The sequence below is a fragment of the Polyangium fumosum genome (assembly GCF_005144585.1).
GTDB lineage: Bacteria > Myxococcota_A > Polyangia > Polyangiales > Polyangiaceae > Polyangium > Polyangium fumosum.
The window spans coordinates 1-12039 of the sequence record NZ_SSMQ01000141.1; the positions used below are offsets into that span (position 1 = coordinate 1).

At 70.1% G+C, this 12039-nt stretch carries 11 protein-coding genes; 9 read left to right on the top strand and 2 right to left on the bottom strand.

Features of this window, described 5'->3' with window-relative positions; genetic code table 11:
• Positions 1-255: hypothetical protein (locus E8A74_RS54470; RefSeq protein ID WP_211365649.1), on the bottom strand; the 255-nt coding region annotated here is incomplete at its 3' end.
• Positions 256-798: 543 nt separating this feature from the next.
• Here E8A74_RS54470 and E8A74_RS50605 point away from each other — a divergent pair.
• The 9 genes from E8A74_RS50605 to E8A74_RS50645 all read left to right on the top strand — a co-directional run bounded on the left by E8A74_RS50605 (position 799) and on the right by E8A74_RS50645 (position 8586).
• Positions 799-1644 (top strand): PstS family phosphate ABC transporter substrate-binding protein, encoded by an 846-nt coding sequence (locus E8A74_RS50605; RefSeq protein WP_136936401.1) that lies wholly within the window; start codon positions 799-801, stop codon positions 1642-1644.
• Positions 1641-2603, top strand: a complete 963-nt coding sequence (gene pstC, locus E8A74_RS50610) for a phosphate ABC transporter permease subunit PstC (protein ID WP_136936402.1) — start codon at positions 1641-1643, stop codon at positions 2601-2603. Before E8A74_RS50605 ends, pstC begins: the two co-directional genes overlap by 4 nt.
• On the top strand, positions 2600-3496 hold the full coding sequence (gene pstA, locus E8A74_RS50615) for a phosphate ABC transporter permease PstA (protein ID WP_136936403.1): 897 nt from the start codon (positions 2600-2602) through the stop codon (positions 3494-3496). The genes pstC and pstA overlap by 4 nt, the downstream gene beginning before the upstream one ends.
• An 8-nt stretch (positions 3497-3504) precedes the next feature.
• The gene (gene pstB, locus E8A74_RS50620; RefSeq protein WP_232380109.1) at positions 3505-4248 is read left to right on the top strand and encodes a phosphate ABC transporter ATP-binding protein PstB; all 744 of its coding nucleotides are present in this window, start codon (positions 3505-3507) and stop codon (positions 4246-4248) included.
• 93 nt (positions 4249-4341) lie between these two features.
• Positions 4342-5349 (top strand): alpha/beta hydrolase, encoded by a 1008-nt coding sequence (locus E8A74_RS50625; RefSeq protein WP_136936405.1) that lies wholly within the window; start codon positions 4342-4344, stop codon positions 5347-5349.
• A gap of 96 nt (positions 5350-5445) precedes the next feature.
• Positions 5446-5778, top strand: a complete 333-nt coding sequence (locus E8A74_RS50630) for a GlsB/YeaQ/YmgE family stress response membrane protein (RefSeq protein WP_211365650.1) — start codon at positions 5446-5448, stop codon at positions 5776-5778.
• A gap of 65 nt (positions 5779-5843) precedes the next feature.
• Positions 5844-6272, top strand: coding sequence for a hypothetical protein (locus E8A74_RS50635; protein ID WP_136936407.1), 429 nt, complete (start codon positions 5844-5846; stop codon positions 6270-6272).
• 61 nt (positions 6273-6333) lie between these two features.
• Positions 6334-7443 (top strand): serine/threonine-protein kinase, encoded by a 1110-nt coding sequence (locus E8A74_RS50640; RefSeq protein WP_136936408.1) that lies wholly within the window; start codon positions 6334-6336, stop codon positions 7441-7443.
• A gap of 171 nt (positions 7444-7614) precedes the next feature.
• Positions 7615-8586, top strand: a complete 972-nt coding sequence (locus E8A74_RS50645; RefSeq protein WP_136936409.1) for a hypothetical protein — start codon at positions 7615-7617, stop codon at positions 8584-8586.
• A 22-nt stretch (positions 8587-8608) separates the two neighbouring features.
• On the opposite strand, the gene E8A74_RS50650 is transcribed toward E8A74_RS50645, so the two are convergent.
• Complete coding sequence (locus tag E8A74_RS50650; RefSeq protein WP_136936410.1) at positions 8609-11776, bottom strand: serine/threonine-protein kinase; 3168 nt, start codon at positions 11774-11776, stop codon at positions 8609-8611.
• Positions 11777-12039: the final 263 nt, after the last annotated feature.

Genomic DNA, 12039 nt, shown 5'->3' on the forward strand with positions numbered 1-12039 from the left:
TGCGAGGCAAAGCCTCGCACCGCCCGGAGCCGCGCGGAGCGCGAAGCGCGAGCACGGCGAGGACGGCTTGGCCTTGCGCCACCCGAGCACGCGGGCATGCTCGACCCCCCCGGACGAGAGCGCCTTTGAATTCGCGTCCGACAAGCGGAAGCGGAAGCGGAAGCGGAAGCGGAAGCGGAAGCGGAAGCGGAAGCGGAAGCGGAAGCGGCAGCGGAAGCGGAAGCGGAAGCGGCAGCGGGCGCGACGGACCGGCAAGGCGCTTCAAAATGGACCCCTGCGTGCTCCAAAATGGAGCGGCGACGCCCCAAAGTCAGGTCCAAGCGGCCGGGATCGATGATGGGGACGCCCCAACATGAGGTGCCGCTGCTCGGGATCGGTCATGGGCAGGCCCCCACGTCAGATCCCGCTGCTCGGGATCGGTCATGGGCAGGCCCCCACGTCAGATCCGGGCGGACCGACTCGGTCCTGGGCAGGCCCCATCGCCCGACCCCAGCGGTCGACCTCGGTCCTGGGGAAGCCCCACCGCCCGATCCCGACAGGCGGAAGGGTCTTTGGGCACGCCCCCACGGGAACGGGAGGCGGCCCGCTGGGTGTTTGGGCAAAAGGCTCCCTGGCCCCCGCCGGCCGGCAGCCGATCGGACGCGTGAAGCGAGCGCCGGACATGGCGCCTGAGCCCGGCCGTCGCGGGCGCGACGCAACCCGCGCGCGCGCATCGAAGGAAGCGAGCCACGAGGCGTACAGCGAAGCGTCACGAGAGGTTCATGGGTTCGTTCGGTCCCGCGTGAAACATTTCTCGTCGTGAATGGGTGGCACCTCCTACCGGCCGCGCTCCTCGTCCTCGCGTGCAGCGGACGTTATGGCGGCGCGCCCGGCGCAGGCGCGAGGATCACGGTCCGGGGCTCGGACACCCTCGTCGTGCTGATGCAGCGCTGGGCCGAGGCCTCTACGACGAGCCAGCCGGACGTGGTCGTGGAGGTCTCCGGCGGGGGCACGGGCACGGGCATCGCGGCGCTCATGAACGGAACCACCGACCTCGCCATGGCGAGCCGCCCCATCGCGCGCGAAGAGCGCGCCCGCATCGAGGGGAGCGGCGCGAAGCTCGTCGAGATCCCCGTGGCCCTCGACGCGGTCGCCATCTACATCCACGAATCGAATCCCCTGTCCGCCCTCACGCTCGACGCGCTCCGAGGCGTATTCGCAGGCAAGATCCGGCGCTGGAGCGAGCTCGGCGGCGCCGATCGACCCATCGTCCTTTATTCGCGCGAGTCGAGCTCGGGCACGTATGCCTTCTTCAAGGAGCACGTCCTCCAAAAGTGCGACTTCGCGCCGGAGGCCCAAAGCCTGCCCGGCACCGCGGCCGTCGTGCAAGCCGTCGCCCGGGACCCTGCGGCGATCGGGTATGGCGGCATCGCCCGCGCCCGGGGCGTGAAGGTGCTCCCGCTCCGGCTCGCGGACGGGAGCGTCGTCGCGCCCGACCACGAGGCGGCGACCACCGGCCGTTATCCCCTGACGCGCCCCCTCTTCGTCTATCTCCGCGCGCCGGCGAACCCCGAGGCCGAGGGCTTCGCGCGCTTCCTCGTCGGCCCCGAGGCGCAGGCGCTCGCCGAGGAGGCGGGCTTTTTCGCGTGGCGGAGCCCCCCATGAGCACGAGCCGAAAGCCTCGCCGGCGCTTCCGCCGTTCGCTCGGGGAGCGAATCGCCGAGCGCGCGCTCGCCCTCGTGGCCGCCTCGGCGATTGGCGCCATCACCCTGATCCTCGTCTTCGTGGTCCGCGAGGCCTTGCCCTTGTTCTGGGACGGCCACGAGGGCCTCGCGCTCGCGGCCCCGCACCGCTACCCCAATTACGACCATCCGGTCTACGTGTGGCAGCCCGTGGGGTATCCGCCGAAGTACGGCGTGGTGCCGCTGTTCGTGGGCACGCTGAAAATCACGGGGCTCGCGATGGCGATCTCCACGCCCCTGTCGCTCCTCGCAGCGATCTACGTCGCCGAGCTCATGCGGCCTCGGCGCCGCGCATGGATCAAGCCGATCATCGAGCTCGTCGCGGGGGTGCCCTCGGTCGTCCTCGGCTTCATCGCGCTCACCTATATCGCGGGCGCGACGCAGGACCTCCTCGGGTGCACCTACCGCCTCAACGCGCTCGTCGCCGCGATCGCGCTCTCGCTCGCGGTGCTGCCCGTGATCTTCACCGTCGCGGAGGACGCCCTCCACGGCGTGCCCCTCGCGCTCCGCGAGGCCTCGCTCGCCCTCGGCGCCCGCCGCTACCAGACCGTGACCCGCGTGGTCCTGCCCGCCGCGCTGCCGGGCATCCTGGCCGCGTTGGTGCTCGGGTTTGGCCGGGCCATCGGCGAGACGATGATCGTGCTCATGGCCTCGGGCAACGCCGCCGTGCTCGACCCCTCGCCCACGTCGAGCGCGCGCACCCTGACCGCGACCATCGCGGCGGAGCTCGGCGAGTCCCCCCGCGGCAGCGAGCACTGGCGCGTGCTCTTCCTCCTCGGGATGATCCTGCTCCTCATCACGTGGGCGCTCGACGCCGTGGGCCGAATCGTGGTGCGGCGCCTCGCGCGCCGGCTCGACCCTTCCACGGACGAGGGCGCATGAACATCGGCGACCGCGGCCTCCGCCTCCTTTCGGGCCTCGCGCTCTTCGTGGTGCTCGCCGCCATCCTCGCGATCTTCGGGCTCGTCGTGGTCGAGGGCGCAGGGGCGCTCTCGTGGCGGATGCTGGTCGAGGCTCCGTCCAGTGACCTTGCGACGGGCGGCGTCATGCCGGCCATCTACGGCACCGCGGCGTGCACGCTGCTGATGACCGTGGCCGGCGTGCCCGTCGGGGTGGCGACGGCCGTCTACCTCGCCGAATACGCGCCGCGGCGATCCCGGTTCGCGACGGCCGTGCGCGCGGCCGTGCGTATCCTCGCCGGCGTGCCCTCCATCGTCTTCGGGCTCTTTGGCCTCGGTTTTTTCGTGCTCTTCGTGGGAAAGAGCATCGACGGCCTCTTCTATCGGGACGCGGCGTCCCCCGTCTTCGGCCGGCCCGCGCTCCTCTGGTCGTCGCTCACCCTCGCGGTGCTCACGTTGCCGGTCGTCATCGTCACCACGGAGGAGGCCATCCGCCGCGTCCCCCGCGAGCTACGCGAGGCCTCTTATGCGCTCGGCGCGACCCAACTCACGACGATCGGGCGCGTCGTCTTGCCCCACGCGCGCGCTGGCATTCTCACGGGGGTCGTGCTCGCGGTGAGCCGCGGCGCGGGCGAGGTCGCGCCTATCCTTTTCACGGGCGTGGCCAATTACCTCCCGCGGATCCCGACCGATGTGCGGGACGGGTTCATGCACCTCGGGTATCACGTCTACGTCCTCGCCACGCAGGCCCCGGACGTCGACCGGGCACGAGCGATGGTCTTCGGCACGGTGCTCGTGCTCCTCGTGCTCACGTTCGTGCTCGACGCTGCGGCGCTCCTCCTGCGGGCGAGGGCGCATCGGGGGACACGCTCATGACGGCGAAGATCGAGACGCGGGATCTCTCCACCTATTACCGCGAAAAGGCGGCGCTGAAGGGGGTCACCCTCTCGATCCCCGAGCGCCGGGTGACCGCGCTGATTGGCCCGTCCGGCTGCGGCAAGAGCACGTTCCTGCGCACGCTGAACCGGATGCACGAGCTCAGCGAGGGCGTGCGGGTGACGGGCCAGGTCTACCTCGACGGCGAGGACATCTTCGCCCCGCACGTGGACCCGGTGGAGGTGCGCCGGAAGGTGGGGATGGTCTTTCAACGATCGAATCCCTTCCCGAAGTCCATTTTCGAGAACGTGGCGTACGGCTTGCGCGTGGCGGGCGAGCGGGATCGCGCCGTCCTCGAGCGCTGCGTGCGCGAATCGCTCGAAGCCGCCGCGCTCTGGGACGAGGTAAAGGACCGATTGCACGAATCCGCGCTCGAGCTCTCGGGCGGACAACAGCAGCGCCTCTGCGTGGCGCGCGCCGTCGCCGTTCGCCCCGAGGTGCTCCTCATGGACGAGCCCGCCTCGGCCCTCGACCCCATTGCCACGGCGCGGATCGAGGAGCTCATCGTGACGCTGAAGGAGAAATACACGATCGTGCTCGTCACGCACTCCATGCAGGAGGCAAGGCGGATCAGCGATCAGGCGGCGTTCCTGTACCTCGGCGAAATGATCGAGGTGGCCCCCACGTTGGAGCTCTTCGAGTCTCCCCGGGAGCCACGCACGCAGGAATACCTGCGGGGGCGCTTCGGCTGAAGGCGGACCGAGGGGCCCCCTGCCTCGCGTGCGTGCGCGCGATCGAGCCAAGAACCTGTTTACACACCCCCGTTACTCGCCGATACTCGGCCGATGGGGACTGCCAAAATCCAGGTCTTTTACCCGATCACGCGGGGGCGCGTCGTGCTCAGGACGGAATTCGATTGGAATCGGTCCGTCGAGCCGACGTATGTCAGCGACGATCACACGATCACGGAGTTCGTCGTCGAATCCGACCAGAAGTACTTCTACTTCAAGCCTGGCCTCGAAAGCGACGGCGGGCTCACCTGGTCGCAGGGCGACAACTACCTCGCCACCACGGCCGACACCTCGGTCCGCCGGTGTTATCCGCACTTCTTCTGCTCGGCGCAGGGCACGTTCTCCCCGATCGTCCGCGTGCCGGAGGGCGACGCCGAGGCGAACCACCTCGTCCGGGTCTACATCCCCCCGGGGTACGACGAGAACACGGTGAAGCGGTATCCCGTGCTCTACATGCACGACGGGACGAACCTCTTCTTCGGCGACGAGGCCTTCGGCGGCAACGAGTGGCGCGTCGACGAGAACGTCGAGCTGCTCCATACGATGAACCTCATCGACAAGGTCATCGTCGTCGGCGTCTACGCCAAGGACCGGATGTACGAGTACACGAAGCCGGGCTACGAGCGGTACGGCGACTTCATGGTGAACCAGCTCAAGCCCTTCATCGACGCCCGCCTCCGCACCCTGCCCGATCCGCAAAACACGGCCGTCATGGGCTCCTCGCTCGGCGGCGTGGTCTCGTTTTTCCTGGGCTGGCATTACCCGCACGTCTTCGGCAAAGCCGCCTGCCTCTCGAGCACGTTCGGCTACCAGGACGATCTCATGGAGCGCGTGGCGTCCGAGCCCAAGCGGAACGTGCGCTTCTACATCGACAGCGGCTGGCCCCGCGACAACTACGAGCGCACCACGGCCATGCGGGATCAGCTCCTCGCGAAGGGCTTCGAGTTCGGCAAGGACCTTCTCTACTTCGCCTTCCCCGGCGCCCTCCACAACGAGGACTCGTGGGCCGCGCGCAGCCACGTCCCCTTCCAATACTTCTTCGGCAAAGCCGCGCGGATCTGACACCGCCGTGCACAGGCCTCGCCCACTCGGCCCCGACGGACGACGGCCCACCTCTTGCTCCGATGCGCCGCCATGCCTATTGGAGCCCTGATTGTCATGTTGCTGATCGTCGCGGCGCTCGTTCTCGGGATCTGGGCGACGTTCAGCGTACTCGGCGTGCTCGTCACCTTGGCCATTGCCGCGGTCGTCGGCTGGATCGCTGACCAAATCGTGCCCGGCCGCCTGCCGTATGGCTGGGCGGGCGCGATGGTGGCAGGCTTGCTCGGGAGTTGGGTCGGCTCCCTGCTCTTCGGCAACCTGGGCCCCACGATCGCGCGGATCCCCATCATCCCGGGGATCCTGGGCGCGGTGCTCGTGGCGCTCGTGGTGCAGATGCTCATGAAGCGCGGCTTCGGCCCCCGCCCGCGGGGCCCGGAAGCGCGCACCTGACCCGCACCAAACCCACGCGCGACGGGCGCGACTTTTCTCCGGTCCTTGCCTATGGTTGCGCCCGCATGACGGTCGAGCGCGCCGGGCACCCGCCGGTCGAGATGGGCCTCCACGCGGTGGTGCGTGAGGGGCCCCTCGTCCATCTCGTGATACGTGGCAACACCTCGCTCGCGGAGATGCAGGCGATGGTCCGCGTCTACGAGGCGGCCCTCGACGAGGCCGGCTACCTCCTGATCCTGCTCGACATGACGGACGCGGGGGGCCTCAACACGCCCGCCCGCAAGCACGTCACCGACTTCATCAAGGCGCACGCCGAGGTGATCGCCGCGGCCGTGTACGGCGCGTCGTTTTCCCTCCGCATCACGCTGGACCTCATGAGCCGCAGCATCCGGGCCCTGTCACGCCGGACCATCGAGGTCACCTTCCACGCGAGCGAGGTCGAGTGCCGCCGCTACCTCGCCGCGCAGGTCCCCCGCCTCCGCGCGCCGAAATGAACGAAGGCGGGGCACGGGAGCCGGTTGCTCCCGCCCCGGGCGTGCGCCTATCCTGCCGGGGTTGATCGGCCGTAAGCTCCAGGAAAGGTTCGAGATCGTCCGCGCCATCGGCCATGGTGGCATGGGGACCGTCTACGAGGCGCGCGCCCTCTCCGGGCAGGAGCGGGTCGCGATCAAATGGATGCACGCGCGTCCCTTCGCCGCGGGGGATCCCGATCTGCTCCGCTTCGTGCAGGAAGCGCGCATCGTGGGCGCGCTCGAATCGCCGCACGTGCCGCGCCTGTTCGAGCTCGCGCAGGACCCGGACGTGCAGGTGCCTTACCAGGTGATGGAGCTGCTCGCGGGCGAGGACCTCGGCGCGCTGCTCGATCGGGTGGGCGCGCTGCCGCCGGACGTGGCGCTGCGCATCGCCGCGCAGGCGTGCAAGGGGCTCGCCGTGGCCCACGCCGCAGGCGTCGTGCATCGCGACGTCAAGCCGCAAAACCTCTTCCTCGCCGCGCGCAAGGACGAAGGGGACCTCGTGGTCAAGGTGCTGGATTTCGGCGTCGCCAAGATCCGCCGCGCCCCCGCGGGCGCGCCGAAGGGCCTCACCGCGCCGTCCACGTCGATGACGGACAGCGGCCAGGTCGTGGGGACGCCGCTTTACATGGCGCCCGAGCAGCTCGAAGGCGCCAAGCACGTCGACACGCGGAGCGACGTGTATTCGATGGGCGTGACGCTGTACGCCTTGCTGGCGGGAAAGCCGCCGCACGCGGACGCGAAGTCGCTGCTCGAGCTCCTGAACCGGCTGGTCAGCGGGCCCCCGCCCCCCCTCGCGGACGTGGCGCCCTGGGTGCCGCCCGCGATCCGGGCCCTCGTCGAGCGGGCGATGGCCGCGAGCAAGGAGGCCCGCTACCCGGACGCCGGCGCGCTGCTCGCCGCGCTGGAGCCGCTCCTGCCCGAGGGCACGGCCCTGACGAAGGAGATGCTCGTCCCGGTGGACGAGGCCACGAAGGGGGAGGCGCTCGCGCGGAAGGAGCAGGCGCCGGACGCGAACCGCGGAGGCGCCGCCGCGGAGCCACGCACGCCCGAGGTGCGGCGGAGGTCCCCGGGGCGCGGGATCGTCCTCGCCGTCCTGATCGCGGCCGTCCTCGCTGGGATCGTGGGGATCTTGGCGCTGCTCCGCGGGTGATGGCTGGCGCCTGCGGCAGTGCAGGCCCGCGCCTGCAGGCCCCGGGCTGCACCTCCGCGGTCGGGCCCCGCGAGCACGCAAATTCGCGGCCGCAGGGGATGCGCGCGCGCCGTGGCTCGTGACGGCACGGCCCCTGCAATCGTCTGCTCCTGTCGTCCAAGGAGCTTGCCCATGAACCACCCGACCTCGATCTTACGAAACGCAGCCGGCCTCGTCCTCGTCGCGATGAGCATCTACGGAATGGGCTGCGCCGTGGAGGCCGGGGACCTCCATGTCGACCTCGACGAGGAGAACCTCGGCGAGGCCGTGCAAGGAGCGGCGGGTGATCCGGGGACGCTCAATCACCTCCGGTACCAGGTCCTCCACAACCACGGGGTGCAGCACACCACGCGGAGCCTGGGCGCCGCCGCGCTCGTCAATACGAGCGGCTCCCTGCCGGCCATGCCGTACATGCCCTTGCCCAACGCGACGGGCCGAATGGTGGGCGCCCGGGTCGAGTACCTGGAGATCCTCATCGGCTGCGCCTTGCCGGCAGGCACCAGCGTGCGGGACCCGAACCACATCCTCGGTTACATCACCTTCCTCGGCGTCCCCTCTCCGATGTACAAGTTCTACAACGGCGAGATCGGCCTCGCCCCGGACTGGACGACACGAGGGCTCAACACGAGGGAGAAGGAGCTCGTCACGGCCTGCGTCCTGCAGCGAACGAACCGGTTCGGGGAGCAAGTCGAGATCATGCTCGAAGGAAACCACCCCGCGATCACGCGGACGGAGGCCGACAAACTCCTGTTCCCGGGCGTCGAGTCGCGGGCGTGGGGCAACATGTTCGATTCGACGATGCCGCTCAGCACGACGAACCCCCTCGTCGACGCGACGAGCGCCCCCTTCAACGCCTACATCTGCCACGAGACGGCGTCGTGCCCCACCGGGATCCCCGGCATCCTCCGGCAGTGTGATGCGATGAATGCATGCGGGTTCGTGTACGTGGGCGATTGCAAGGACCACTGGAAGTACTGCGTGGATAAGTGGCTCAACAACCTTCCGGCCCCGACCTGCGCGCAGTTCCAGCACAACATCCTCGCCAGCCTGAAGGAAGCGGACACCGTCTGCCTGCCCCCGCTCGTCGACGACCCCGGCCTCTGATCGCCGCCGCCCCGCGCCCCCTTCACTCCAGCGCCTTCGCCTCCTTCACCATCTCCCCGTGGCTCTCCGCGAGCCGCGGGTTTTCCCGCAAGGCCGCGGCGAACGCCTCGCTCGCCGCGCGCGCCGCGGCCTTCGGGTCCTGCCCGCGCGCGGCCCGGGCCCGCAGGAGCAAGAGCTCCCCCTTCGTCGCGAGCACCTTCGGGTCGTTTGGGTGGATCACGAGGGCCTTTTCGACCATCGAGAGCCCCGCGCTCACGTCCACGTCCGAGGGGTTTCCCTTCGATGCGAGCCACGCCGCTTTTCGGACGTGGATGGCCGCGAGCGTCTGGTAGGGCCGCGGGTCGTTGCGGACCTTTCCGACGAGCGGGCGCAAGGCGGCCGCGGCGGTCTCGAAATCCTTCTCCTCGGCCTTGCCCTGCGCCGCCAGCACGAGCGCGGTGACGAGATCCATCCGGGCCACGATGTCGTGGCGATCGATGTCCGAGGCGTCGCGCTCCGCGGCCTCCCGCACGGCGTCCCGCAGCGGCCGAAAATCCAGGGGCGGGGCGAGGCCCGTCGCGCGCCCGTGCTCCGCTTCGACGAGCCGGAGCTCAGCGAGCTCCTGCAACAAAAAGCCCGTCTCCGCGCCCGGCGCCTCGAAGGCGTGAATCTTCTCGACCCCCGCGGCGATCGAGGCGCGCGGGTCCCGGCCCAGCGAGAGCTCGTGCGCGGCCCGGAAGCGCCACGCTTTGGCCGCGTAGAAGGCGGGGAGAAACCCCCCGAGCTTGTGCCGCTCGACGAGCGCCGCGGCGCCTTCGAGGGCGCGCACGCTGTCCGACGCGTCGAGCCCGTGCTCGCTCTCGTACCAGAGCCGCCGGGTGCTCGCGCGAATCTTGCCGAACACGGGCAACGTGAAGGCCGGATCCGCCGCGAGCGCCTCGTCGAACCGCCGGGTGGCGCTGTCGAGCAGCGGGCGGGGATCCTTGCCGTGCAGCCGATCGAACTCCGCTTGAATGAGATACACCTGCCCGAGCTCGTTCAGCGCCCACGTGAACCGGGGTTCGAGCGTGAGCACCGTCTCGTAGGCCCGCACCGCCTCGGCCACGTCGACGACGTCGCCGTGCATCGATCGCACCGTCGCCTGGAGATACATGGTCACCGCCCGCGCATACAGGGCAGCGACGTCCTGCGGGCGAAATCGCACCGCCTCCTCCACGGCCGCGAGCGCCGCCGCCTCGGCCGCCTCGATGCCGACGCCGCTGCGGATGGCCGCGAGGAACCGCGAATGCAACAAGGCCGCCCGCTGCACCCGCGTATCGCCGTCCCGCGAGCTCGCCTGCACCGCCCGCGCGCACGCGGCCTCCGCCACGCCGACCTCGTGATCCGGTGGTTTTCCAATCGCGTCCGTCGCGAGCGCCATCTTCTCCCAAAGCTCACACGTGGCGCGATGCATCTCCGGATCACTGCGCGCGAGGTCCGCCGCCGCCGCGTACGCGAGCGCGGCCGGCTCGAAGTACCCTTTCATCTTGTCGAAATCGAACGCCGCGTCGTGCCGGTACTTGCTCCCCATCGCATACAGCGCGTCCCCTTCGAGCTTCTTCGCCTCGTACATCCAGGGCGCCTTCTCGAACGCCTCCTTCGCGAGCGCGTGCGCCGCCTCGTCTTTCCCCTCGTAGAGCGCGATGAGCCCCTCCGCATACGCCGGCGCCTCCACCTTCGCGGCCACGGCCGCCCGGAGGTGCGCGAGCGCCGGATCCCGCAGCGCCCGCTCGATCTCCGCGACCTTTTGCTTCCGCGCCTCCTCGTTCGTGATCCGCCGCGTATCCGCGAGCGCCCGCCGATAAAGCTCCCCGAACGCGCGGCCCAGCGCATACCGCAGCTCCGGAGGCGCATACCCCGCCGCCACGGCCCGCTCGAGGTGCGCCCGCGCCCCCTCCGCGTCCCCAAGCGCGAGCGCCCCGCGCCCGAGCGCATACTGCCCCGGCCCCTCCCCGACCTCCCCCGCGGCCTTCATGCGCGCCTCGATGGCAGCAAGCCGCCCGCGCACCACGTCCCGCTCGCGCTCGACGTCGTGCACCGGCATGGCGTAAGCGCTCCGCAGGAAGAGCTCCATCTCCTTCACGTCCTCGCCGAGCGCCTGCGCCAGCCGCTCGCGCTCCGCGGCGCGCCGGCCGGCCCGCACCCAGGCCCCCGAGACGCCGAGGCCCAAGGCGAGGAACATCACGCCAAACGTCGCCAGGAGCTTGTGCTTGCGCGCCTTCTTCCAGGCCACATACCCGAAGGACGCGCGCCGCGCCTGGATCGGTTCGCCGTCGAGATATCGCTGCAAATCCTCGGAGAGCGCCCGCGCCGAGTCATATCGACGGGAAGGATCCCGCTCGATGCATTTCATCACGATGGTCTCGAGGTCCAAAGGCACGCCCTTCGTCACCTTGCCGAGCGGCTGCGGCTCCTCGAAGACGACCCTCATCAAGAGCTTCCACGGGTGCTCCGCGACGAACGGAGGCCGCCCCGCGAGGACGTCGTAGAGCGTCGCCCCGAGCGAATACACGTCCGCGCGCCGATCGAGCGCCCGCACCTCGCCTTTCGCCTGCTCCGGCGGCATGTACGCCGGCGTGCCCACGACAGCCCCGGTCTGCGTCTGCCCCTTCTCCTCCACCTCCCGAGCGAGGCCGAAGTCCATGATGTAAGGCTTGAGCGCCCCGTCCTCCCGCCGCTCGACGAGGATGTTCCCAGGCTTGATGTCCCGGTGGATGAGCCCGAGCCGATGCGCCTCGTGCACAGCGGCCGAGATCTCGCGCATCACCCTCACCCGCTGCTCCAGCGAGATCCCCGGCGCCACGTTTGAAAGGGGCTCGCCGTCGATGAATTGCATCGAGATGTAAGGCTCGCCGTCGGCCTGCCCGGCCTCATACACACGGCAGACGTGATCGTGCTGGATCCGCGCCTGCGAGCGCGCCTCGCCGATGAACCGCCGCCAGAGCTCCGGGTCGTCGCCCTTGAGGAGCTTCAGCGCGACCGTGCGTCCAAGCCGCGGATCCCGCGCCCGGTACACAGTGCCCATCCCGCCTTCCCCGACGAACCGGATGTCCTCGTATCGCGCCACGAGCGCAGGCGGCAAGCGCCTCCGGGAGAGCGGCACAGGGAGATCCGCCGGGACCGTCGCATCAAGCGCGAACCCGGGCGGCACGTCCCCAGGAGCCTCGTCCATCACGAAGGATTGTCACTCGATCCCGAAGCGCAGGGCAAGCCGCCGTCAACGTATCCCGATCGCTCGCCCGCCATCCCTTGCGCCTGCGCGTGAAGCCGCTTCGCTGGGGCGTTGCCCCAGGCCCCAGCAGGGGCTCTCCGCCCCTGCACCCGGACCAGCCAGGGGCCTGAGCATTGGTCTTATCTCGGGGCCGCCTCGCTGGGGCGTTGCCCCAGGCCCCACCCGGGGCTATCCGCCCCGGGACCCGGACCAGCGCCAGCGCT